The sequence below is a fragment of the Phytobacter sp. SCO41 genome (genome assembly GCF_003073275.1).
Taxonomy (GTDB): Bacteria; Pseudomonadota; Gammaproteobacteria; order Enterobacterales; family Enterobacteriaceae; genus Phytobacter; species Phytobacter diazotrophicus.
In genome coordinates, this window is sequence record NZ_CP027225.1 from 3,252,008 (window position 1) to 3,275,263 (window position 23,256).

General features: G+C 52.3%; 20 protein-coding genes. 7 read left to right on the plus strand and 13 right to left on the minus strand.

The features are described from left to right. Positions 1 to 39 precede the first annotated feature (39 nt). Positions 40 to 216, plus strand: a complete 177-nt coding sequence (locus C5523_RS27445) for a hypothetical protein (RefSeq protein ID WP_172960899.1) — start codon at positions 40 to 42, stop codon at positions 214 to 216. A 6-nt stretch (positions 217 to 222) separates the two neighbouring features. Here the strand turns inward: C5523_RS27445 and C5523_RS15695 are convergent, their stop codons facing one another. Together C5523_RS15695 and C5523_RS27725 are read right to left on the minus strand one after the other, a co-directional pair. Next, positions 223 to 681, minus strand: coding sequence for a lysozyme inhibitor LprI family protein (locus tag C5523_RS15695; RefSeq protein ID WP_075203671.1), 459 nt, complete (start codon positions 679 to 681; stop codon positions 223 to 225). After that, positions 678 to 1,187 carry a hypothetical protein gene (locus tag C5523_RS27725; protein WP_223878703.1) on the minus strand — a complete coding sequence of 170 codons (510 nt, stop codon included), beginning with the start codon at positions 1,185 to 1,187 and terminating at the stop codon, positions 678 to 680. The genes C5523_RS15695 and C5523_RS27725 overlap by 4 nt, the downstream gene beginning before the upstream one ends. Positions 1,188 to 1,493: 306 nt before the next feature. On the opposite strand from C5523_RS27725, the gene phnC reads away from it, so the two are divergent. From phnC to phnE (C5523_RS15725), 4 genes are all read left to right on the plus strand, one after another. Beyond that, entirely contained in the window at positions 1,494 to 2,336 is an 843-nt protein-coding gene (gene phnC, locus C5523_RS15710; RefSeq protein WP_108701484.1) for a phosphonate ABC transporter ATP-binding protein, read from the plus strand. Between the two features lie 35 nt (positions 2,337 to 2,371). After that, positions 2,372 to 3,313, plus strand: a complete 942-nt coding sequence (gene phnD, locus C5523_RS15715) for a phosphonate ABC transporter substrate-binding protein (RefSeq protein WP_071196116.1) — start codon at positions 2,372 to 2,374, stop codon at positions 3,311 to 3,313. Positions 3,314 to 3,402: 89 nt separating this feature from the next. Next, positions 3,403 to 4,272, plus strand: a complete 870-nt coding sequence (gene phnE, locus C5523_RS15720; protein ID WP_108701485.1) for a phosphonate ABC transporter, permease protein PhnE — start codon at positions 3,403 to 3,405, stop codon at positions 4,270 to 4,272. Further along, a complete protein-coding gene (phnE, locus tag C5523_RS15725) occupies positions 4,269 to 5,150 on the plus strand; it encodes a phosphonate ABC transporter, permease protein PhnE (protein WP_071196118.1) in 882 nt (293 codons plus the stop codon). The genes phnE (C5523_RS15720) and phnE (C5523_RS15725) overlap by 4 nt, the downstream gene beginning before the upstream one ends. Before the next feature lie 4 nt (positions 5,151 to 5,154). On the opposite strand, the gene C5523_RS15730 is transcribed toward phnE (C5523_RS15725), so the two are convergent. Beyond that, complete coding sequence (locus C5523_RS15730) at positions 5,155 to 5,820, minus strand: HAD family phosphatase (protein WP_108701486.1); 666 nt, start codon at positions 5,818 to 5,820, stop codon at positions 5,155 to 5,157. 319 nt (positions 5,821 to 6,139) lie between these two features. On the opposite strand from C5523_RS15730, the gene katG reads away from it, so the two are divergent. Beyond that, positions 6,140 to 8,323: a catalase/peroxidase HPI gene (gene katG, locus C5523_RS15735; RefSeq protein WP_108701487.1), complete on the plus strand. Its 2,184-nt coding sequence runs from the start codon at positions 6,140 to 6,142 to the stop codon at positions 8,321 to 8,323. 78 nt (positions 8,324 to 8,401) lie between these two features. Here the strand turns inward: katG and C5523_RS15740 are convergent, their stop codons facing one another. The 4 genes from C5523_RS15740 to C5523_RS15755 all read right to left on the minus strand — a co-directional run bounded on the left by C5523_RS15740 (position 8,402) and on the right by C5523_RS15755 (position 14,316). Further along, on the minus strand, positions 8,402 to 10,045 hold the full coding sequence (locus C5523_RS15740; RefSeq protein WP_108701488.1) for a glycoside hydrolase family 43 protein: 1,644 nt from the start codon (positions 10,043 to 10,045) through the stop codon (positions 8,402 to 8,404). A gap of 225 nt (positions 10,046 to 10,270) precedes the next feature. After that, complete coding sequence (locus C5523_RS15745) at positions 10,271 to 11,872, minus strand: glycoside hydrolase family 43 protein (RefSeq protein ID WP_108701489.1); 1,602 nt, start codon at positions 11,870 to 11,872, stop codon at positions 10,271 to 10,273. Positions 11,873 to 11,907: 35 nt separating this feature from the next. After that, positions 11,908 to 13,263, minus strand: coding sequence for a glycoside-pentoside-hexuronide (GPH):cation symporter (locus tag C5523_RS15750; RefSeq protein WP_108701490.1), 1,356 nt, complete (start codon positions 13,261 to 13,263; stop codon positions 11,908 to 11,910). 189 nt (positions 13,264 to 13,452) lie between these two features. Further along, positions 13,453 to 14,316 (minus strand): AraC family transcriptional regulator, encoded by an 864-nt coding sequence (locus tag C5523_RS15755; RefSeq protein WP_108701491.1) that lies wholly within the window; start codon positions 14,314 to 14,316, stop codon positions 13,453 to 13,455. A gap of 117 nt (positions 14,317 to 14,433) precedes the next feature. On the opposite strand from C5523_RS15755, the gene C5523_RS15760 reads away from it, so the two are divergent. After that, the gene (locus C5523_RS15760) at positions 14,434 to 15,777 is read left to right on the plus strand and encodes a glycoside-pentoside-hexuronide (GPH):cation symporter (RefSeq protein WP_108701492.1); all 1,344 of its coding nucleotides are present in this window, start codon (positions 14,434 to 14,436) and stop codon (positions 15,775 to 15,777) included. A 73-nt stretch (positions 15,778 to 15,850) separates the two neighbouring features. Here the strand turns inward: C5523_RS15760 and C5523_RS15765 are convergent, their stop codons facing one another. The 6 genes from C5523_RS15765 to C5523_RS15790 all read right to left on the minus strand — a co-directional run bounded on the left by C5523_RS15765 (position 15,851) and on the right by C5523_RS15790 (position 23,170). Then, positions 15,851 to 16,741, minus strand: a complete 891-nt coding sequence (locus tag C5523_RS15765) for an AraC family transcriptional regulator (RefSeq protein WP_223878704.1) — start codon at positions 16,739 to 16,741, stop codon at positions 15,851 to 15,853. Positions 16,742 to 17,096: 355 nt separating this feature from the next. Then, complete coding sequence (locus C5523_RS15770; protein ID WP_108701493.1) at positions 17,097 to 17,876, minus strand: heme ABC transporter ATP-binding protein; 780 nt, start codon at positions 17,874 to 17,876, stop codon at positions 17,097 to 17,099. Further along, the gene (locus C5523_RS15775; RefSeq protein WP_108701494.1) at positions 17,869 to 18,861 is read right to left on the minus strand and encodes an iron ABC transporter permease; all 993 of its coding nucleotides are present in this window, start codon (positions 18,859 to 18,861) and stop codon (positions 17,869 to 17,871) included. The genes C5523_RS15770 and C5523_RS15775 overlap by 8 nt, the downstream gene beginning before the upstream one ends. Beyond that, positions 18,861 to 19,679: a hemin ABC transporter substrate-binding protein gene (locus C5523_RS15780; RefSeq protein ID WP_108701495.1), complete on the minus strand. Its 819-nt coding sequence runs from the start codon at positions 19,677 to 19,679 to the stop codon at positions 18,861 to 18,863. The genes C5523_RS15775 and C5523_RS15780 overlap by 1 nt, the downstream gene beginning before the upstream one ends. Continuing rightward, positions 19,676 to 20,728: a hemin-degrading factor gene (locus tag C5523_RS15785; protein WP_108701496.1), complete on the minus strand. Its 1,053-nt coding sequence runs from the start codon at positions 20,726 to 20,728 to the stop codon at positions 19,676 to 19,678. Before C5523_RS15785 ends, C5523_RS15780 begins: the two co-directional genes overlap by 4 nt. 69 nt (positions 20,729 to 20,797) lie before the next feature. Continuing rightward, entirely contained in the window at positions 20,798 to 23,170 is a 2,373-nt protein-coding gene (locus C5523_RS15790) for a TonB-dependent receptor domain-containing protein (protein ID WP_108701497.1), read from the minus strand. Between the last annotated feature and the right edge of the window lie 86 nt (positions 23,171 to 23,256).

The following is a 23,256-nucleotide window of genomic DNA, read 5'->3' on the forward strand; positions in this document are numbered from 1 at the left end:
AGCTGAAAACTCAGCCGGAGACGCCCAGGATCTCTTTCGGTGACGATCGCGGAGGATGCACCACCCGATTTTGCCGAAGCCTTTGGCAAAGAACGCAATGCTCATCACTACGGCCACCAGCACGAAAACATCATGTTATCAAATCAATCCATTAACAGGATTAAGCCTGCTGAACTACAAAAAGTCAGTCAGCAGGCAACTACGCTCACTTACTAATCTCACTCACTCTTCATCGGCATGAAGCATTTTTATCTCTTCAGTATGCCGCTTATTAAGGTTGATTTGGCACTGATAAATATAGGGCCAGTAATCATAGGTATCCTCACCGATTTGCGACCCAACGCCTAAGCAGAAGTTCTTGCGATACTCTTTCCATGAATTTTGCGACTCCAGGAAAAGCTTACTGAAGACATCACCAATGGTCAGTTGAGGATCCTGACTTTTATATACGGGCCCAGTATTGTTCTCCTTTATTTGCCCGACTGTTTTGGCAATTAACTCATCCATGCTTTTATTGCTTTTGTCACTAAGAGCATGTAAGCATTCAGAAGCTTTTCCACGGTCAGCATTATTATGCCAACAAGTATCAGTTTCTGGCCCGGCGATAATATCTGCTTTTTCAGCACTGAAGGCTGACGGAGCTAAAGCCAACGAAATAATCGCTAACATTATTTTCTTCATTGTAAATACCTGATTCTGTGTCTTGTAGGCTCATAACGCATGAGTGATGAATCTTCCCGGATAAAGTTAATAAGCGCTGTTCTGCCAACAATTGCAGCCTCGATTAAGCTTGCTGGATGTCTTATGCCCTGGTAAAAAATATCGACAACGACATCTTTTATTTTCTGGTCGAGTTGATCCCATGAGGATGCGTGCGTTTTTTTTGCTGCTGTTTTTTCATAAAAAGGTTTGGCGTAATTCTTTTTCTCTAAATAAGAACGTTTGAATAATTCAATTTGCTGCACATAGCTTAGCTTACCAAAGTTAAACGCTTTCATTAACTCATCTTCCGTAAGCGGCGAAATCAGACTTGCGCCTGTCTCTTTCTCAACCTTCATCAATAGTTCGCTGCGGGTGATTCCCAATCTGTTCGCTACGTGGTTAGCGCAACTCCGTGCGTGTGACGCTCTGTGCACAAGAAGGCCTTCTATGTCTAAAACTTTTCTTCTTGATGACGAATGTGACATTGATTCCTCCTTTAATCGAAATTGCTGTCCACTCATGCATGATGCGATAAGAAAAACAACTGATGTTTCTTGCCTGCTTCTACCGGGAGTAAACCGTAAGCACAACTTCGTAAATCAAAATAGCTGAAGTTGATGGCAGCGTCCGCCCCTCGCCCATAACGACCTTATCGTTTTTATGCTTTTTCAATAGCTTTACGCCCAGGACGTTTTTTCGCCCCGTTCATTATTTGTTCTCTGTTTCATCATAAAACGATCACACGCAATCCCCGTAATGTTGGGCATTCTCGTGAAAAATCTGGATGACACATGAACAGCGCACTGGCAGAACACCCGGAAACCCTGGAGCCCTCGTCGCACCACTTGTACAGCGCCCCGCTGCATAAGGTGCTGAGCGTCAAAAACGTAAGCAAATCCTACAACAGCCATCAGACTGTGTTGCAGGACATCAGCTTTGACCTGCACAGCGGTGAGATGGTCGGAGTGATTGGCCGCTCCGGCGCCGGTAAATCCACCCTGCTGCATGTGCTCAACGGAACGCACAGCGCGACATCCGGTGAGATCCTGAGTTTCCCCGATGTCGGTCTACCGCGCGATGTTTCTCGCCTTAAAGGCCGTGAGCTGAGCCAGTGGCGCAGCCAGTGCGGGATGATTTTTCAGGACTTTTGCCTGGTGCCGCGTCTCGACGTGCTGACCAACGTACTGCTGGGCAGGCTCAGCCAGACCTCAAGCTTTAAGTCGTTGTTCAAAGTCTTTACAGCCGAAGATCGCGCAAAAGCTATTGCGCTGCTGGAGTGGCTCAACATGCTGCCGCACGCGCTGCAACGTGCGGAAACCCTCTCCGGCGGTCAGATGCAGCGCGTGGCAATTTGTCGGGCGTTAATCCAAAACCCCTCGATTTTACTGGCGGATGAACCCGTCGCCTCGCTGGATCCCAAAAATACGCAGCGCATTATGCGCGTGTTACGAGAAGTGAGTGAGCAAGGCATCAGCGTGATGGTAAACCTGCATTCCGTGGAACTGGTAAAGGAATACTGCACGCGCGTTATCGGTGTTGCACAGGGACGGATTGTTTTTGACGCCTCCCCTTCTGCGCTGACACAGGATGTTTTGCACACGCTTTATGGTGATGAAATAAGTCAACTGCATTAATTCTTCCTTCAATTGAGACGACACAGGCAATGACAATGAAAAAGCATATTTCAGGCGCATTACGTTTATCGGCATTGATGACAGGTCTTCTGCTGGCGTGGCAGGTGAACGCGGCTGAACAACCGAAGGAATTAAATCTGGGTATCCTCGGCGGGCAGAACGCCACCCAGCAAATTGGCGATAACCAGTGCGTAAAAGACTTTCTGGACAAGGAACTGAGCGTCGACACCAAATTGCGTAACTCGTCTGACTACTCTGGTGTTATTCAGGGCTTATTGGGCGGCAAAGTCGACGTAGTGCTGAGCATGTCGCCTGCATCGTATGCCTCCGTCTATATCAACAACCCGAAAGCGGTGGATATTGTGGGCCTCGCCGTGGACGATAAAGACCAGTCGCGCGGCTATTATTCTGTGGTTATCGTCAAAGCAGACAGCCCGTATAAGAAACTGGAAGATCTGAAAGGCAAACCGTTCGGCTTCGCTGATCCGGATTCCACCTCTGGCTTCCTGATCCCGAACCAGACGTTCAAACAGCAGTTCGGCGGCACTGCCGACAACAAATACAACAACTTCTTCTCCAGCGTCACCTTCTCCGGCGGCCACGAGCAGGACATTCTGGGTGTACTGAACAATCAGTTCGCGGGTGCAGTAACCTGGACTTCCATGGTAGGCGACTATAACTCCGGCTACAGCGTGGGCGCGTTTAACCGCCTGATTCGTATGGATCATCCGGATCTGATGAAACAGATCCGCATTATCTGGAAATCACCGCTGATCCCGAACGGCCCTATTCTGGTGAGCAATAGCCTGCCGGCTGATTTTAAAGCCAAAGTGGTCACCGCCATCAAAAAACTGGATACCGACGACCATGCCTGTTTCGTCAAGGCGATGGGCGGTACCCAGCATATCGGTCCTGGCAGCGTGGAAGATTACAAACAGATTATCGATATGAAACGTGAGCTGGTGGCCGCACGTTAATTCGCACTCGCGTGCGTTAAAAAAATAGCCCCTGGCTGAACGCCCGGGGCTTTTGTTCGAGTGTTGTCTCCGCCTGAGACCGGTTAGCCATGAACACGAATACGTCGTTTGAGCAGTATTACCAGAACATCCGAATGCGCCAGAAACGTGACACGGTCGCCTGGTCGCTTGTCTTACTCGTACTCTATTTTACTGCCGGAAACGCAGCGGAATTTAACCTGAACACCATCTGGCATTCACTGCCGAATTTCTTCGACTACATGCGGGAGACCATGCCGACACTGCATGTATCCACGCTCTTTGCCGACAGCCATACAAAGGGGTCGCTGGCCTACTGGGGCTATCGCCTGCCTATCCAGTTGCCGCTTATCTGGGAAACCCTGCAACTGGCGCTGGCAGCCTCGCTAATATCGTTTGTCATGGCAACGGTATTCGCTTTTTTGGCGGCAGGTAATACCTGGTCGCCGCCACTGGTCCGTTTTGGTATCCGCGCGCTGGTGGCATTTTTACGTACCATGCCGGAACTGGCGTGGGCGGTTATCTTTGTGATGGCCTTTGGCATTGGCGCGATCCCCGGTTTTCTGGCGCTCATGCTGCATACCGTTGGTAGTCTGACCAAGCTCTTCTACGAAGCGATTGAAAGCGCGAATGACCGCCCCGTGCGCGGTCTGGCCGCCTGTGGCGCGAGCCATTTTCAGCGCGTCCGCTTCGCCCTGTGGCCACAGGTGAAGCCCCTTTTTCTCTCCTATGGGTTTATGCGCCTTGAGATCAACTTCCGCTCCTCCACCATTCTGGGGCTGGTGGGTGCTGGCGGCATCGGCCAGGAGCTGATGACCAATATCAAACTTGACCGCTACGATCAGGTCAGTATCACGCTACTGCTGATTATTATCGTCGTTGCGGCACTGGATACCCTGTCTGGCCGTCTGCGCCAGTGGGTGCTGGAGGGTGGAAAATGAGTCACTGGCAGGCCGCACCCGATGTGGCATTAAGTCGTCAGCAACATAAGACGTTATTTCAGGCGCAGGGGCGTTATTTGCGCCGTCTTGGTCTGATTGCCCTGGCGGGGTTGCTCTATTACGTCTGGTTTTTTGCCCGGTTCGGCATTCCCGCCGATCAGGCACTCAACGGCATCACGCAAATTGGCCGTTACATCCTGCGTATGTTTGTCTGGCATGACTTTATGCACTGGCCGTTTCGCTACTACTTCACCCAAATTGCCATGACGCTCGCCATCGTCTTTGCCGGGACCCTGACCGCCACCTTTATCGCGCTGCTGCTCTCCTTCTTTGCGGCACGTAATATTATGAAAGGCGGTATCGCCGGAGTGGTGGCGTTTTTGATGCGTCGCCTGTTCGATATGTTGCGCGGTGTTGATATGGCTATTTGGGGGCTTATCTTTGTCAGGGCCGTGGGGCTTGGGCCACTGGCCGGGGTGCTGGCGATCATCATGCAGGACACCGGATTGCTGGGGCGTCTGTATGCGGAAAACCACGAGGCGGTGGACCGCTCACCCGCACGCGGGCTGACGGCTGTCGGTGCCAGCGGTCTGCAAAAACACCGCTTTAGTACCTTTACCCAGTCTTTCCCCACGTTTCTGTCGCTCAGCCTCTACCAGATTGAATCGAATACCCGCTCAGCGGCGGTGCTGGGCTTTGTCGGCGCGGGCGGGATCGGCCTGATTTACGCCGAAAACATGCGCCTGTGGAACTGGGATGTGGTGATGTTTATCACCCTGATTCTGGTGGCGATCGTGATGGCGATGGATGCGGCGTCCGCCTGGCTGCGACGCCGCTATATCACTGGAAAGCCGGTTCCGCTTTATAAAGCGCCGTAGCGGTTTAGTCCAGACGCCAGTTCAGCACCGGCCAACGGTGCTGTTCTCCCTGGGCGGCGAGCTGTGAACAGGGATTGACCAGAAAAACCTCGTCGGCACGCCGACACAGGGGCAGATCATTAATTGAATCGGTATAAAACGTCAGCGGACCATTGGCTTGCGGATGCGCGTCGAGCCAGTGGTGAAGGCAGGTGATTTTGCCCTCCTGATAGCTCGGGGTGCCGTCAATGATGTCGGTATAGCGGTCGTTATCCATTTTAACCTCAATACCAATGGCGTGCCGGATACCCAGCACAGGCGCGATTGCCTTCACCAGCAGGCTGACCGAAGCCGAGATAATCAGCATCGGCTGATGTTGCGCCTGTAATAACTGGATAAACGCGAGCGCCTGCGGGTAAATACGCGGACGGATGTCGGTTTGCACACAGCGCGCCACCAGTTGGTCAACGTCATCACGGCTGAGTCCGATGAGCGGAGAGAGGATCAGCGCAACGTATTCCTGCAGATCCATCTCCCCTCGTGCGTAATCGAGCATCAGGCGTTCTTCATGCAGCAAATATTCCGGGTCGCTGACATACCCTTCGCGGACCAGAAAACGGCTAAAGATGGTGCTGCTGTCGCCATCTATCAGCGTGTTGTCCAGATCGAATACGTAAAGCGGTTGCGACATTGTGTCTTCCTTTTTATCCGTTTTGGACGCACAGACTGACAAAAATATATGACATCACGATGTTGAGCGGCGCATTTTTTATGCATTGAAAAATGGCGATTTTACAAAAACAGGCACACGCTTGTGATCGAGGCAATACCGCTTTGTACCGGTCTTGATCAATGATGAGTCAATAAGAGCCGTTTTTATTTTAATTCCCCACAAACGGTGTTGCTTATAAGAAAGGAATTGGCTATCAAATCTGTAGATTCATTCAAATACCTCTAACTGGAAGCAGTGTATATCGTAACGAGACTCACTAGTGCAAATGGAGCCAGATATGAGCATGTCAGAAGATACGTCCCCGGAATCCTCCGCAGGCAAATGCCCTTTTCATGAAGGCGGCGCAAAACCCGCGAAGAAAAGCAGTGTCACCACCAACCGTGACTGGTGGCCAGAGCAATTGCGCGTGGACCTGCTTAATCAACATTCCAACCGTTCCAATCCTTTAGGCGAAAGCTTCAATTATCGTGAAGAGTTTAAAAAACTCGATTACTCCGCGCTAAAAGCCGATATCAGAAAAGTGCTGACCGACTCTCAGGAGTGGTGGCCTGCTGACTGGGGTAGTTATATCGGGCTGTTCATTCGTATGGCCTGGCACAGTGCCGGGACCTATCGCACTATCGACGGACGCGGCGGTTCAGGCCGCGGGCAGCAGCGTTTCGCTCCGCTCAACTCCTGGCCGGATAACGTGAGTCTCGACAAAGCACGCCGCCTGCTGTGGCCAGTGAAACAAAAATATGGGCAGAAGATCTCCTGGGGTGATTTGATCATCCTCGCCGGTAACGTGGCGCTGGAAAACTCAGGCTTTCGCACCTTCGGTTTCGGCGCTGGTCGCGAAGATGTCTGGGAGCCGGACCTCGACGTAAACTGGGGTAATGAAAAAAACTGGCTTGAGCACCGTCATCCAGAAAGCCTTGCCCAACAGGCCATCGGCGCCACCGAAATGGGGTTAATTTACGTCAACCCGGAAGGTCCGAACGCCAGCGGTGAACCCACTTCCGCCGGAGCGGCCATCCGTGCGACCTTTGGCAACATGGGTATGAACGATGAAGAGATTGTCGCCCTGATTGCCGGTGGGCATACGCTGGGGAAAACCCACGGTGCGGCCTCAGCCGACCATGTGGGCGCCGAGCCAGAAGCGGCGTCTATTGAAGCTCAGGGCTTAGGCTGGCAAAGCAGCTATGGCAGCGGTGCGGGTGCCGACGCTATTACCTCGGGCCTTGAAGTGGTCTGGACACAAACCCCGACCCAGTGGAGCAACTACTTCTTCGAGAATCTCTTCAAATACGAGTGGGTACAGACCCGCAGCCCGGCCGGGGCGATTCAGTTTGAAGCGAAAGATGCGCCGGACATCATTCCTGACCCGTTCCACCCAGAGAAAAAACGCAAACCGACCATGCTGGTGACGGACCTGACGCTGCGTTTCGACCCGGATTTCGAGAAAATTTCCCGCCGCTTCCTGAACGATCCGCAGGCCTTTAATGAGGCCTTCGCCCGCGCCTGGTTCAAACTGACCCACCGCGATATGGGGCCAAAATCCCGCTACATTGGCCCGGAAGTACCGAGCGAAGATCTGATTTGGCAGGATCCGCTGCCTGCCGCCATCCACCAACCGAGCGATCTGGACATTGCCAGCCTGAAAACGGCGATTGCCGAATCGGGTCTGTCGGTGAGCGAGCTGGTCTCCGTAGCCTGGGCGTCTGCGTCCACCTTCCGTGGCGGTGATAAACGCGGTGGCGCCAACGGCGCGCGTCTGGCGTTAGCGCCACAAAAAAACTGGGAAGTGAATGCGACGGCGGTCAAAGTACTGCCAGTACTGCAAGAGATTCAGCAGGCGTCCGGTAAAGCGTCGCTGGCCGACATCATCGTGCTGGCAGGCGGCGTGGGTATTGAGCTTGCGGCTGCCGATGCTGGCGTGAAAATCAGCGTGCCGTTCACACCGGGCCGCGTTGATGCCCGTCAGGATCAGACCGACGTTGAGTCGTTCAAATGGATGGAGCCGCTGGCCGATGGGTTCCGCAACTATCGCCGCGTGGCAGATGAGATGCCGACCGAAACACTGCTGATTGATAAAGCCCAACAGTTGACGCTGACCGCGCCGGAGATGACCGTTCTGGTCGGTGGCCTGCGTGCGCTGGGTGCCAACTATGACGGCAGCCGGCATGGCGTCTTCACCGACCGCGTTGGCGTGCTCAGCACCGATTTCTTCGTGAATCTGCTGGATATGCGCACCGCGTGGAAACCGGTTGATGAGAAAGCGGAGCTGTTTGAAGGCCGCGACCGGGCCAGCGGCGAAGTGAAATATACCGCTACCCGTGCCGATCTGATCTTTGGTTCTAACTCGATTCTGCGTGCGCTTGCCGAGGTGTACGCCAGCGACGATGCCAAAGAGAAGTTTGTCGCTGACTTCGTTGCCGCATGGACGAAGGTGATGAATCTCGACCGTTTCGATCTGCAATAACCGACAACCCGGCGAGATCTCTCGCCGGGTTTATTGTTTTCACCGGCGAGATGGCGACTCGCGATCTCCGCCTTAACCTTAATCAATAAGGCGCGTCTCATCGGCCTCATAGCGTAAAAAATCAAAATGGGCTTCGTGTTGATGAAGCATGCCATCCACACAGGCCAGCCCGAAAAATGCGCCGGTAAATTCCCCATACTGGCTATATTCATCAGAAAATGCCGTTGTATCGTAGCGCTCACCGATCGGCTGAAAATCACCGTCACACAACGACCAGTAACAGGTTATATCCCGCCCTTCTATGCGCATCTGGAGAAATACCGGGCTGCTGCCAGCCCTGACAGGCCGGGCAATATCATGCCGCTGACCATTATCCACATGAATCACCGACAGCACGGATCCCCCGATCGATGCATCCCAGGTCTGCAACAGATAGAGATAGTTCATGTTGTCGTAATAGAGTACCAGACCTGCGCTGTGCTGATAGACCTGCGGGGAAAAGACGAGACGGGTGGTGATGGTGCAATAGACCGAGGTCAGCTTCTTTGCCAGCAGGCTCACTTTGTTGGTTGAACTTAGCGACTCCTGTCCCCGCAACGTGACATGACTTTCACGTTTGTGCAGTGAGGCGAAGCGGCGAAAATCGATGCGCGGCGCATAATAACGGTTGTCCAGATCCGCTTTATCAAAATGATCTGTTGGCATGGAAGGCGCAAACGGGCTGGCCGGTAAGGCCGACGGGCTGACCTTATGCCTGGCAATATTACCGCCCTCTTTTAACCTTAACCAGTTATCCGGCGTCCAGTACATCGCCTGGATCGCGGTTTCCCGACCAAGAGTGCAGCGTCGTTCATCACGAAACGGTCGACTGCACAGATGTACCAGCCAGACCTCACCCTCAGGGGTCTCAACATAGCTGCCGTGCCCGGCTTTTTGCAGATAAGTGTGTGGGTTAAAGTACTGTGGTTTGAGGTGGTTCGCATCGTGGCGTTCATTAAAATTTTCACTGTACGACGTGACAATCGGGTTTTGTGGGTCGCTTTCATACGGCCCCCAGATATTTTTTGACCGCCCCATCGTCACCGAGTGCCCGTATCCGGTGCCGCCTTCCGCCGTCATGATGTAGTAGTAATCGCCACGTTTCGTCAGGTGTGGTGCTTCGATGCAGCCCCGGTCGGTACCGCCGGACCAGACGCGCTGAGGGAAACCAATAATGGCTTTTTGCGCCGGAGAATACTCAACCAGGCAAATAGCGCCGGGTTTTTCATAATCGGGGCGAGTTTCCCACTCCAGCGAGACAATCCATTTCCGCCCGTCGGTGTCATGCAGCAGTGACGCATCAAAACCGGCAGAGTGCAGATAGACGGGCTCACTCCAGGGACCCGTTATCTCTTTTGCGGTAATCAAATAATTGTCGACATCAAAATAGCGTGCATTCATAGAGTTCATGACGCCATAGATGACATAGAACAGTTGCTCTTCTTCGCACCAGGTCAGGCAAGGTGCCCAGATACCTTTGGCGGAGGGCAATTTACGCAGGTCGGGGGCATTATCATCCTGCAAAACATGCGTCAGCAATTGCCAGTTTTTTAAATCTCGCGAATGATAAACCGGGATCCCCGGAAACCATTCAAATGAAGAGACGGCGACATAATAATCATCACCCCGGCGACAAATACACGGATCGGGATTAAAGCCTTTGAATATCGGATTCTCAATCATAAATAACCACTTTTGTCCGTTATTAACATATTCTGTTATTCCTGATTTTACCGCCCGCATTTTTACTGAGGTATATGAAACGACCTCGTAAATATAAGAAGTGTCTCCCCGGCAGGTGATCTTTTTCACAGAAATAAAAGTACAGAAAATAAAAAGCACAGAAATAAAAAAGCGCCATTATCTCAATGGCGCTGTCAGGGAAAATACGGGCCGTGCTATCAACGGTCAGTAGGGATCTGCCGAATAAGAGAAATAGTCGAAATCCGCATAGGCTCGTTCACCGGTCAAATCCTGGCAACACATGCCCACAAAAGTGCCGGTAAAACGCTCGATACCGCGTTCTTTAAAATATTCATCGGACAATTTACTGTATTCCACATAGTCCCCGACAGGGAACCACTCGGACTTATTCAGCGAATAATAAAACCACGCCGCATCGCCTCGCACACAGGCTTTGAGATAGACGAGCCCCTCCTGGGCGATACGAATGCCATCGCCGGTAACCATCGTGAATTTATTCAGATCATTAACCATCAGGTTGATGGTCCTGTACCCCTCTTCGTCACAAGAAATATTCAGGTACAGGTAGTTTGTCGTATCGTAAAAGCAGACCAATCCGGCCATTTGCTGAAACGCGCGCGGGGAAAAATCCACGCAGGTTTGCGCAGTATAAGCAGCATCCGTTTGCCGCCGTGCCAGCAAACTTTGGTAATGACGAGAGCTGAGAGACTCTCGTCCGTACAGACGCAGCCAACCTTTCCTTTCCCGAAGCGAACACATCTCCTCACCAAGGGGAATACGCAACGACTGATAGTGCAGCGGCAACGTCGGGGCATCAAAATCGTCTTTTACAGGCAGCGCGGGCCAGGGGCGTTCTTCCAGACGCGTGTGGACCACGCTTTCCGGCGTCGTCCTCTCATTTAGCAGCCGCAACCAGCCCTCTTCATTCCAGTACACTCGTTGAATGGCGGTTTCGCGCCCCATTGGGCTACGTCCTTTTGTTGGCAACGGCCTGCCACACAGATGAACAATGAACATCTCACCGAGCGCATTTTCAAACAGATCCGCATGCCCTACGCGCTGTAGCGGTAGACGGCAGTCGTAACGCGAGGTCATCATCTGGCCGATGGGGTCCGTTTCGTAGGGACCAAAGAGACTACGTGAGCGGGCCATCGTCACGCCATGGTTGTAGAAGGTGCCCCCTTCGGCCGTCAGTAGATAAAACCAGCCGTTGTGTTCGTAGATATGTGGCCCTTCCGTGGTCCCCAGCGCGCTACCCGCGTAGATTTTCCGGCACTCCCCTACCAGCCTGTTTTCCCGCGCGTCATACTGCTGAATAATAATGCCGTTCCACTTGGGAAAACCCGGTTTTCCGCCCTCCAGGTGGCTCATCTCCATGCTCAGCAGCCATTTCGTCCCATCGCTGTGGTGAAATAAAGACGGGTCAATGCCACGGCTGTGAAGATAGGTTGGCTCTGACCACTCACCTTCTATATCGTCAGTCGTCACCAGATAATTGTTCGCATCCCAGAAACGCCCGGCAACATTTTTAACATCGCTAAAAATCAGGTAAAAGCGCCCGTCGTGATAACTCAGACATGGCGCATAAACGCCACCTGAATCCGGATTCCCGATCATATCAAGCTGGCTTCTGCGGTTTAACGGATAGGCTACCCGCTGCCAGTTTTTCAGGTCGTAAGATTTATACAGACTCACCCCTGGAAACCACTCGAATGTTGATGTGGCCATATAATAAACCTCGCCAACGCGGATAATTGACGGGTCCGGGTTAAAGCCGGGAATAATAGGGTTAGTAATAGCGGCCATAATGGCGACTCCTTGTTATCGTCCGTAATAAATCGTTAGTGCCTGGCGGGCGCTTTTTGCGCAGCAATCATTACTCCCTGGTTATCGGGCTCTTCGTTACTGCGGTATTTTTTCAGAATTAAAATCAAGCTCAGAATCAACATTGCCGGAATGACAGTAAAAATGAGCCGGATAACCAGAGTCGCTGATTCGGTCTGTACGGGCGTGTTGCCAATATAACCGCCCAGGGTCAACAGCCAGCCAATAATGGCACCGCCGATAGCAATCCCAATCTTAATGGCAAAAATATTGGTAGAAAAAACCAGACCACTAAGCGATTTGCCTGTTTTCCTTTCCACACTATCAATAATGTCGCTCAGCAGGCTCCATTGCAGAGGCGTCGCCGTAGAGTTGATAAAGTGAATAACGCCAATCACAGCGCAGGTTACAATGATGTAGTCGGCAGGTACAAAGAACAACGCAATCATCACTGCCGCCTGTACCGTCATCGCGACTTTATAAGCCTGTAAGCGGTCAAGTTTTCCATACAATGTGGAGGTGAACATCGAACCGATAAATTTCGCGCCAAGGATAATAGAGAGCACCACGCTGACCAGATCCGGGCGATGCAAATAATAATTCACGAAGTACATAGCCCCGCCAGTTTTTAATATTCCGGCAACCAGGTTGACAACGTTGAGGCTAAAGATGCAGCGCCAGTTCTGGTCTTTCAGCAGTATTATAAGCTCTTTGTAGATGCCGCTAAATTTCTGGGTTTTATCAACCTCTTTAACGTAGCGCTCTTTGGTCATCGCAAAACACATCAGGAACATAATGGTGCTCAGCGCGCCCATCAGGATCATGCCGTAGAAGTATCCCTTTTGCAGATCGCCATTGCCTAAAATTTTTGTCAGAGGCAGCGCCACGGCAGACACAATAATGCCGCCCAGGGCTGCAAAGGCAAAGCGGTACGATTGCATTGATACCCTCTCTTTCGCATCCCTGGAGAGGTTATTGATCATCGCGCAGTACGGAACATTCACCAGAGAGTAAAAAAGCGACAGCGTAGTATAGGAGACATAGGCGTAGATAATTTTACCGGTTTCTCCGAAATCAGGCGTATTAAACGTTAAAGCGCCAAAAATACCAAACGGCAAGGAAAACCAAAGTAAATAGGGACGAAACTGCCCGTATTTGGTTTGCGTATGGTCAGCTAAATAACCGGCGTAAACATCAGCAAAGGCATCAAAAACGCGGACAACCAGAAACATCGTTCCCATATGAAATGCGCTGAGGCCGTACACATCGGTATAAAAATAAGCCATAAACAGCATGATGGTTTGCCAGATGATATTGGATGCACCATCGCCCAGGCCATAGCCAATCTTTTCCTTAAACCCTGCTTTATTCATAACAATACCTTTATTTTTCAAGGGATATTCAGCATGGTGAAACAAGCACCGTCTTCACGTTATGAAAAATAGGCTTAATGGTGAGCAAAGAATGTATTCTTTGGCGGAGTTTATATGATTTTTTTGCGCAGTCATGGAAACAGCGATCACACTAAGTAAAAATAGCGCTGTCTTTGACGTATCCTGTTATCAACGAGGCCCACTGCCAACATCAGTAGTAGTTCTGACTTTATCTCTGAATGACAACGGGGTATCGTTCATCATTTCCCGGAACTTAAGACAAAAGTAAGCACTGTCGGTAAAACCGGCACGTTGAGAAATATCACTGATCCGCAGCTCGGTATTAGCTAGTAAATTAATGGCGATGTTGAGCTTTCTCAGTAACATAAATTTTTTAAAGCTGATACCAAACGTGAGCTTAAATGTTTTGGAAAACCATGATTTCGACCAGCCACAGGTTTTCGCCGCCTCCTCTGTGGTTATCTCATAATTTTCAGTAACATCAATGGATTTAAGTAATTTGATGAGTTCGCCCACATACACATTATTTTCTCTTTCTGTGATATGCACAGCCGCTCTTAGGTTTTTAAATGCATGGAGTAAGATACTGCGGATGAGTGAGCGGAAAAGTGTGTCAGTAAAATCGCTAAACTCGCCACACCAGTTAAATAACATCTCCAGTCGGTCAGCGTCTTCTGCGCCAAGAATGGCCATCGCCCCGCAGTGCAGCGCGTCGGATGCCAGCGCATATTCATCAAGCCACTCTTTTTCGAATTGCAGGAGATAACGAACATGATTCGCCTGTGCCGGAATGCTCATCTCATGGATCATCAATGCCGGAACAAAAATTAATGTATTGTTTTCTATTGCTAATTTTTCACTGCCGATGGTAAAACTGCCCGCCGATTGTCGAAACCACATCAGTTCATGCATCATATGATAATGCGGCACCACCTCTATACCCTGAAAGTCACTGATGGCATCGACCCGGAAGGTGAACAGATCCCCGGTGCGAACGGGTATTTTCTCGAAAACGGGAGATTCATCACTCATGCAGTACACTCTTCTTATATTTATCAGGATTGTTTATACATATCGGATACGGGCTTAGCAATAACTTACTTACGTCTATTTAAGCAAGTTCGTTACATTTTATCCGATGGAGTCTGTATGAACAGTACGCTAATAAGTGTAAAAGAAAAAATAAGTTATGGACTGGGCGACACCGGTTGTAATTTAGTGTGGCAGACCGTAATGCTGTTTATGGCTTATTTTTATACTGATATTTTTGGCTTAAGTCCAGCACACATGGGCACTATGTTTCTGGCGGTCCGTTTTCTGGATGCGATAACCGATGTATTAATGGGAGCAGTGGCGGACAGAACAAAATCAAAATATGGTCAATTCCGTCCTTACTTATTATGGTTTGCCATACCTTTTGGAGTATTGTGCTGTTTGACGTTTTATACTCCAGACTTGTCATACGGTGGAAAACTGGCTTACGCGTATGTCTCGTATACTTTATTGTCGTTGGTTTATACCGCTATTAATGTGCCCTACTGCGCGATGATCAATAATATCTCCAATGATTCCAGGGAGCGCGTTTCATTACAGTCCTGGCGATTCGCTCTTAGTACCCTGGGAGGATTGATTGTTTCCCTGACGGCGCTACCATTGGTGGCCTGGCTCGGGAAAGGTAATCTGCAAAACGGCTATTTCTATACCATGATGGTGATGGGTTCACTAAGCATCATCCTCTTTTTTATCTGCTTTGGTCTGACAAAAGAGCGTTTTTTGACGGATGTTGAATTAACCAAAAAGAACAGTATCCTCGATGATCTTAAAACGCTGCTCGCCAATAAAGACTGGCGAATTCTGTTTGCGCTCAATGTGGTAAATCTGGTGGCAGTGCTGTTTAAGGGCGGCACAACACTCTATTTTGTGAACAGCATTATGAAGCGCCCAGATTTGGGCAGTCTGTTATTGACCGCTACACTGGCATCTGGCGTGTTGGGCGCGATGATTTCATCGACCGTGTTTAAAAACATCGATAAAGTAAAAGGGTTTAAAGTGGCCATGCTGCTCGAAGCCACGCTACTGCTGGGCATGTATTTTATTCCTGGCAGCAATGTTATCGCCATTTTCTCGCTAGTCATTATCATCAATATTATCCAACTCGCCGCAACCCCATTACAGTGGAGCATGCTGTCAGACATTATTGATGCTGAAGAACAAAAGAGCGGGAAGAAACTCAGCGGCATCGTGTTTTCCACCAATTTATTCGCCATCAAGTTAGGGATCGCCATCGGTGGCGCACTGGTGGGGTATATGCTCGCCTGGGGAGATTATGTCGGGGGGGCAACAACGCAAACTGCGTCGGCACTGGAAACCATTCGACTATTATTCACCGTGTTCCCGGCCGTTCTGGTCGCGATGCTGGTGCTGATAATGCGCAAATACAGCCTGAACGATAAAGCGCTGACGACCCTGGCGCAGAAAAAGTCAGCGGCCTGAATGTAGAACAGCGATCGGCTCCCCCGGTCGCCTGTTTTTGCGTACTGCTGATCAATAAACGCTCACGCCCAGCTTAGAGATCATGTTTCGTAGATAGCTGTTTTGTTGTGCGGCTATTTTTTCTGAATATCTTCGGCGTCACGCCAACAATTTTTTTAAACTGAAAGCAGTAATAGGCACTGTCGGTAAACTCACACTGGTAGGCAATATCGGTTACATTCAATTCAGTATTGATCAGCAAGTCGGCAGAACGGGCAATTTTCTTCCTGACCAGATACTCTTTAAAGCTAACCTGCATGATCTTTTTAAAGGTCCGCGAAAAATGGCTTGCCGACAAACCGACGAACTCTGCTGCTTCATTCAACGTAATATTAAAAGAAGTACGCGTCTCCATATCAATGATAAAATTGATGATATTTTCAAACGCGCTATTGCCTTCCCCCTCAGGCGAGATTTGCTCTGCTTGCGCGGCGTGGTGAAATACAGTGTTGAGCAGCAAAATCATCAGCGGATTAATCTCGTGCACAGAGTTCGCCATTTCATCTATTTCTGTAAACCACTTGAACAAAAATTGCAGTCTTTCTGCGTCCTGTTCATTGAGCTGCGTAACAATACCAGTATGAGGTTTCATCGCCGGAAAAGGATATTTTAACCTGCTTAGTACCGCATTATCATATTGCAACAAAAAACGTTCATGGTCGGCGGTAAAGGCCAGTTCCATATCATGCAACACCAGAGGGTTCACGTAGATTAAGGTATTATTTTTAAGATTGAATTTTTCACTGCCAATACTGTAACTTCCCTCAGCTTTATGAAACCACATAATCTCATGCTCAAGGTGCATGTGTGGGCGAATGTATACCCCTTTTTCCGGTACGCCTTCCCTGGCGCGCAACATGTAGTCAACACCGATGGTTGTTTCGATTTTTTCAAAAAAGTGATCTGTGTTCCACATGGTGAGCATAAAAATTATATAAACCCCACTAAAAACTACATTATCGCGCAGCATGTGCGCGAAAAATTACATCAAAGAGTAGAGCAGATTTTTGATGATGTATAGCAAAATAATAGTGGGCATAAAAATACGATGACTGATTTAATCTATATATTTTCCCCCATGAAAAACTCAATCTCATTAAGACGCCATGTAGATCGGCCAGAAAGATATTCTGATAATAGCGTTAGTTTTAACGCTGAATAAAATATCCGACATCCTTTATTTAGATTTAAAAAAATGATTACGCGTGTTTGATACCCATGATGGCGTATCGCCCGCACAACCAGAAAACATCGCTGACGCCTCCCTGCTGCGACCGGGTTTATTCGCTTAAAAAGAGATACGGTTTTTCACTGTGTGGGTGCTGCTCCACCCACACATCCGCCTGATACCATTTTTCGATGATCGATTTCTGAATAACCGTCTGCGGCGTGCCCTGCGCCACCAGTTTTCCCTGATGTAAGAGCAAAATCCGGTCTGCCCACAGCGCCGCCAGGTTCAGGTCGTGAAGCACCGTACAAACGTGCAGTTTTCCGCGCCGGGTCAGGCTTTTCATCAGGCGCAGTAGCTGCTGCTGATGGTAGAGATCTAACGCTGAGGTAGGCTCATCAAGAAACAGCCAACCCTGCGGGCCATCAACCTGCCAGAGCTGCGCCAGACTGCGTGCCAGTTGAACGCGCTGCTGCTCGCCGCCGGAGAGCGTGCTATAGCGGCGACCCGCCAGTTCGCAACAACCGGTCAGCGCCATCACGCTGCGCACAATCTCACTTTCTTTGCCCGGTCCCCAGGGGGCGCGCCCCATGGCGATAATGCCCTCAACCGGCCAGTCAAATTGCATTCGGGTTTGTTGCAGCATCACCGCCCGGTGGCGGGAGAGCACCTCGGGCGGCCATTCGTGTAGCGGGCGGCCATCCAGACAACACAGCCCCTCTTTGGCCTTTAAAAACCCGGTCAGCAGGCGCAGCAGTGTCGATTTCCCCGCGCCATTAGGGCCAATCAACGCCACCAGTTCCCCTGCTTCGAGGGTGACAGAGACATCGTTAATCAACTGGCGCGCGCCCACCCAGAGGTTGAGGTGCTCAGCCGTTAAAGACTTAACCATGGGTCGCCCTCCCCTGACGGAAGATAAGCCACAGGAACCAGGGCGCGCCCAGTACACTGGTGAGCAGCCCCACCGGCATTTCCGCAGGCGCCACCACGGTGCGCGCAATCGTATCGGCAATCAGCAACAGTATCGCCCCTGCCAGCACCGAACCCGGCACCAGCGCCCGATGGTCCGCCCCCAGCCACAGGCGCATCAGGTGCGGCACCACCAGGCCAATAAAGCTGATAATGCCGCTGATGGCAACGCTGGCCGCCACCAGCAGTGCGCTGCACAGCAGCAACAACCGCTGCAGCATGGGCACGTTCACGCCGAGGTAATGTGCTTCTTCATCGCCCAGTTGCAGCAGGTTGAGCTGCCCGGCCACGCGCCAGACCACGACGGCAGAGGGCACCATCAGCGTAGCGGCGACGGCAAGCGTTGACCACTGCGCCTGCCCAAGCCCCCCCATCCCCCACAAAGAGAGCTGGCGCAACTGGGCATCATTACTGATCCACGACAGCACACCCACCAGCGCGCCGCACAGGGCGTTAATGGCAATCCCTACCAGTAACAGTCGTGAGAGCGAACTGTCGCGGGTTTTGCTGAGGATGAAAATCACCATCATCACCCCGACGCTACCGAGAAACGCCGCCAGCATCGGGGCATACAGGGCCACCAGAGCAGGCACCGTCAACGGCAGCACCAGCCAGCAGGCTACCGCCAGCGCCGCACCACTGCTGACACCCAGCAAGCCTGGGTCCGCCAGTGGATTACGAAACAGCCCCTGCATCACGCAGCCGGAAAGCGCCAGCGATGCGCCTACAACCAGCGACAGCAGCACGCGCGGCAGACGTATGGTCAGCCAAATCTGGCGCAACGCTTCATCACCGCTGTGCCAGAGGCTGGCAAGCGGGAGCTGCATCGCCCCCACCGTGCTGGCCATCAGCGTTAGCCCGGCCAGCAGCACCGTCAGCCCCCAGAGATAGCGGGTCACAGAGCGCATTACGGCAGTTGCTCCGCTTTGTCACGCAGCACTTTCAGCGCCTGTGGGGTGCGAACGCCAAAACCGAGCAGCGCGATATCGTCCACGATCAGCAGTTGCTTACTGCGCCCGGCAGGTGTTTGTGCAAGACCGGGCAGTTTCCACAGGTTCTCTTCCCCGCCCATGCTTTTGACGCCGTCGGCGGAAATCACCACCAGGTCCGGTTTGCTGGCAATCACCCCTTCTTGCGAGAGGTTGCGATAGTGGCTAAAGCCCTGCATCGCATTGATTAAACCCGCGGCGCGAATCGCCCCGTCGGCAGCGGTCTCCTGCCCTGCGACCATCGACCCCATCCCACCGTGGCTGAGGATAAACAGCACGCGTTTGTTAAGCGGTTGCGTCGGCAACGCGGCGATTTCGGCATCCAGTTTTTTGCGCAGTTCGGCCCCTTGTGCGGTTTTCCCGATGGCGGCGGCGACTGCGTCCACTTTCTTATCAATGGCCGCCACATCATAACCGCCCGGAACGTTGACCAGCTTCACATTGTTTTCTTCCACTTTTTTCAGCACCAGCGAGGGCTGCGCCTGGGCGCTTGCCAGTACAAGGGTCGGGCGCAGCGAGAGGATGCCCTCGGCATTCAACTGGCGCACATAGCCCACGTCGGGAAGCTTTTGCACCTCGCCAGGCCAGGTGCTGGTGCTGTCGCGCGCGACCATCTGCGGCCCCGCCCCCAGCGCCCAGGCAATTTCGCTGACATCACCGCCAAGCGTGATAATCCGTTCGGCGGCGGCGCTGGCCATCAGCGGCAGTGCCGCCAGCAGCAGGACGAGTTTTTTCATGCCGCTTTTCCTTTCTCTGCCAGCGCGTCAATCTGTGAGCGCCACTGGCTCTGTTCCGGCTGGCCTTCGCTGCGCTGGCCGTACAACTGGGCGATCTGCGTGCCATCGGCGGCAAACAGCTCAAGACTGGTGACATGCCCGTCGGCGGTCGGCTTGCGGGTGATCCAACTTTCGGCAATGGTCTCCTCGCGCAGATGCAGGGTGAAGGCCGGGTTGAAGATGTTGAGCCAGCCTTTCATCGGCGTCACCTTTTCCAGCGCGCCGGTAAAGATCTGCACGCAGCCACGGTTGCCCACGAAAATCATGATTTCGTTACCCTCCCGCAGCACGGTATTGAGCAGTTGCGACAGCGCATCGTTACCCACCCGCATAGCGAGATCATCCCTGACCAGCCGAAAGGCCTGCTGGCGGGAAATATTGTGTTGTTTCAACAGGCCAAAGAACTGATGCACATCGGTCATTGCGCGCCAGGCTTTATCCAGCGCCGCGCCGTCGGCATCCTGCGCGTAGTCAGGTGCGTCGATAGGTTGCAGCGTTAACGGCTGTACTTGCGGGGCGCTAAAGCGGGCAACCACCTCACCCCACGCAGCGCGATCGGTCTGTTCCGTGGCGTACACCTTGAGCACCGCGTCCCCCTGATGATCAAAGAACTGTATGCTCTGGCGTTCACCGTGCGCACTTGCTTCACGCACAAAAAAGGCGCTGGCCCACTGGCTGATAAACAGGCGCAAATCCAGCGCCCGTGGGTTCAGTACCAGACCGGCACGCTCACTGATATGCAGGTTGGTAAAACTGCCCAGATGTTCATGAACCGCATAGTCATTGCGACAAATGCACTTCGTTTCCCCTACCAACTCAAGTGCGCTCAGGATCGCGCGTGCGTCATTGATCAGCGCGGTGGCGTCATGTCCTGTGCGGGCGTGCGTGAGTTCCGCTTCGCTTACCCCCAGTTCGCTGGCTATGTCGCGCGCGTATTTGCCCGGCGTCGCGGTTTTGATCTCCTGATACTGCTGCCAGAGTGCGGCGTAATCTTGCGATGAATGGGTCATGGGTGTGCTTCCTTTATGAGATTAAACCTCCGGCGCACAGGCCGGAGGGCAGGTTAAATGGAACAAAAATCAGAAATCGACGTTCACGCCCAGTTGCCATGTACGGCCAGGCATGACGGCCAGCGCTTTGTCGTAAGCATCCTGATTGGTGGTCTCCTCCTGGGTACGGCTGTTCAGGTAATCCCAGTATTTGCGATCGGTGATGTTATAAACGCCGCCGTGCAGTTTGACGTTCTTCGCCACCTGCCAGTACGCGGTCCAGTCCAGCAGGCCGTAGCCCGGCACGCGCATGTATTCGGCGCTGGATTCGCCAAGGGACGAACCGGTATTGCTGTAGGATTCACGGGTGGTCGCGGTGGCCTGCTTGCCTTTGACGAAGGTGGCGGTCAGCGCGGTGCCATACCGTTTTGCCGGGTCATCCCAGGCCACGCCTGCAATGGCTTTCATCGGTGCGACGCTATCAAGGTCGATGTATTTGTCGCCCATATAGCTCGATTTCGACTGGCCCTGCGTATAGCCGTACGCCAGGGTCGCGCTCAGGCCATTAACCTCTTCAAACCAGGTGCCGAAGTTAAATTTAGTGCTGATTTCACCGCCATAGATAAAGGCTTTATCGCGGTTTTCCGCCTGATAAATGGTGTAAATGTTGGACGGCACGCGGGTGAACTTGTCCGGGTTGCCGGTACGGGTGTAACGCGTATAGGCGATAAAGTTCTTATAACTGTTGTAGAACAGCGCGGTGCGCAGGGTAATGCCTTCCGTCACCTCGCCTTTCATCCCCCATTCGAGATTATCGCTGGTTTCGGTTTTAAGGTCGGTATTACCCACCAGCGCATACTGCCCGCGCCCTGCATAGTTTGAGCCCAGATTCCAGGAGCCGTACAACTGGCTGGCGTTGGGGAATTCCGCCCCGCGTTTGTATTGCAAGTAGGTCATCAGGCGCGGCGTCAGATCGTACTGGAAGGTCAGCGACGGCAGCCACTGGGTGTCTGAGTTTTTGCCATACAGCGTGGACACGTCGGACTCATCCAGCACCGTGCTGTTGCTGGTCAGACTGGCGAGGTTGTCCGGCTTCATTGACTGATGCACAACGCGCACGCCGGGGATAATCGCAAAGTTACGATCGGCAAGGTCGAAATTAATCTGATCCTGGGCGAACGCCCCCAGCGTGTAGCCACGGCTATCGGCTTCCGGCTGCATAATCTCGCTAAACACACTCGGTATTGGCGACTGGCTGAACGGACGCTGTGTTTTGCTGGTGCTGGCGTTGAAACCGGCGCTTAAATCGTGGCGCCCGAGGGTTTTCGTCAGCGCGTTGGTGATGCCCCAGGTATCGGTATCGTAGTTTGAATTTACCGTCTCCATCGACAGCGTGGTGCTGTCCGGCATGTATGTCCAGTCGTGGGCTTCCGTATGCTGGTAGTAAACTTTGGTGGACATGCTGTCCAGCCAGGCATCCACTGGCGTCCAGTCATCTTTCAGGCTGACACCCCAGCGACGCGTCTGGCTGGTCTGGTTGGCGTTGCCGATAATGGAACTGCCTGCGCTGTTCCACGCATCGTAATGGGTGTGGTTGGTCTTGTGGTAGTAATCCAGCGTACCGGTAAATTTATGCGCCTCATTCGGCTGCCAGATACCGGAAGCCAGCATCGCATCGGAGTGCCAGTTGGCCGGGTAGGCGTCAATTGTGCCGCTGTTATTACGGGTCTGCTGACCGTCACGACGACTGTAAACAAAGATACCGCGCAGGGTTTCATCGCCGCCCGCCGCCGTCAGGCCGTTGTGCCAGCTACGATCCGCTGAATCATAATCCGACTGGTAACCAGAGTAGGTCTGCTTACCCGCGTGCAGGTAATTGTCTGCCGATTTCGGCTGGAACGAGACGTTGCCGCCGATAGAGGTATTGGCGGTTTCGGTGGAGGTGGCGCCAGACTGAATATCAATCCCACCGTACATATAAGGGTCGATATAATCGCGACCAATACCAAAGGTATTCAGGCCGGAGCGGCTGACATAACTACGCCCGGTGGCATCGGGTTGCGCAATACCGTCAACGTCGATACCGACACGGTTACTTTCCAGGCCACGAATGTTGTATCCGGTATAGCCACCACGGTCAAAGCCGCTTTTGCCATTGCCGGAACCCCCGCTTGCGCCGGTGGCGCTAATAAGCGGCTCGTAGCGCATGATTGAGCCAAAGTCGTTGGCGCCTTTGTTTTGCAGATCCTCGGCACTTACCGTATGGCTGCTGCCCGCTTTCAGTACCGGCGCAGGTGCGGTAACAACCATCTCATCGGCATTGTCCTGCCGGGTATCGGTTGCGGTGGTCTGTTTTACGTGAGCATCAGCCGCCACGGCGGAGGTCTGATACAGTGCTGCGAGCAGTGAAGTCACCAGAACGCTCTTGCGAAACGGTGTCCGGGAAAGTTGCGATGTACCCATAATGTTGCAAGCCTTAGAATTTATTAGTATCAGGCCCACCGTTGCTTCCAGTTTTTTTATTGAGCGGGTGCTGTCAGCACAAGACA

Bases quoted from the DNA above. Each gene is read 5' to 3' on its own strand.
- C5523_RS15695 (WP_075203671.1), bottom strand. From the start codon at position 681: ATGAAGAAAATAATGTTAGCGATTATTTCGTTGGCTTTAGCTCCGTCA.
- C5523_RS27725 (WP_223878703.1), bottom strand. From the start codon at position 1,187: ATGTCACATTCGTCATCAAGAAGAAAAGTTTTAGACATAGAAGGCCTT.
- phnC (WP_108701484.1), top strand. From the start codon at position 1,494: ATGAACAGCGCACTGGCAGAACACCCGGAAACCCTGGAGCCCTCGTCG.
- phnD (WP_071196116.1), top strand. From the start codon at position 2,372: ATGAAAAAGCATATTTCAGGCGCATTACGTTTATCGGCATTGATGACA.
- phnE (WP_108701485.1), top strand. From the start codon at position 3,403: ATGAACACGAATACGTCGTTTGAGCAGTATTACCAGAACATCCGAATG.
- phnE (WP_071196118.1), top strand. From the start codon at position 4,269: ATGAGTCACTGGCAGGCCGCACCCGATGTGGCATTAAGTCGTCAGCAA.
- C5523_RS15730 (WP_108701486.1), bottom strand. From the start codon at position 5,820: ATGTCGCAACCGCTTTACGTATTCGATCTGGACAACACGCTGATAGAT.
- katG (WP_108701487.1), top strand. From the start codon at position 6,140: ATGAGCATGTCAGAAGATACGTCCCCGGAATCCTCCGCAGGCAAATGC.
- C5523_RS15740 (WP_108701488.1), bottom strand. From the start codon at position 10,045: ATGATTGAGAATCCGATATTCAAAGGCTTTAATCCCGATCCGTGTATT.
- C5523_RS15745 (WP_108701489.1), bottom strand. From the start codon at position 11,872: ATGGCCGCTATTACTAACCCTATTATTCCCGGCTTTAACCCGGACCCG.
- C5523_RS15750 (WP_108701490.1), bottom strand. From the start codon at position 13,263: ATGAATAAAGCAGGGTTTAAGGAAAAGATTGGCTATGGCCTGGGCGAT.
- C5523_RS15755 (WP_108701491.1), bottom strand. From the start codon at position 14,316: ATGAGTGATGAATCTCCCGTTTTCGAGAAAATACCCGTTCGCACCGGG.
- C5523_RS15760 (WP_108701492.1), top strand. From the start codon at position 14,434: ATGAACAGTACGCTAATAAGTGTAAAAGAAAAAATAAGTTATGGACTG.
- C5523_RS15765 (WP_223878704.1), bottom strand. From the start codon at position 16,741: ATGCTCACCATGTGGAACACAGATCACTTTTTTGAAAAAATCGAAACA.
- C5523_RS15770 (WP_108701493.1), bottom strand. From the start codon at position 17,876: ATGGTTAAGTCTTTAACGGCTGAGCACCTCAACCTCTGGGTGGGCGCG.
- C5523_RS15775 (WP_108701494.1), bottom strand. From the start codon at position 18,861: ATGCGCTCTGTGACCCGCTATCTCTGGGGGCTGACGGTGCTGCTGGCC.
- C5523_RS15780 (WP_108701495.1), bottom strand. From the start codon at position 19,679: ATGAAAAAACTCGTCCTGCTGCTGGCGGCACTGCCGCTGATGGCCAGC.
- C5523_RS15785 (WP_108701496.1), bottom strand. From the start codon at position 20,728: ATGACCCATTCATCGCAAGATTACGCCGCACTCTGGCAGCAGTATCAG.
- C5523_RS15790 (WP_108701497.1), bottom strand. From the start codon at position 23,170: ATGGGTACATCGCAACTTTCCCGGACACCGTTTCGCAAGAGCGTTCTG.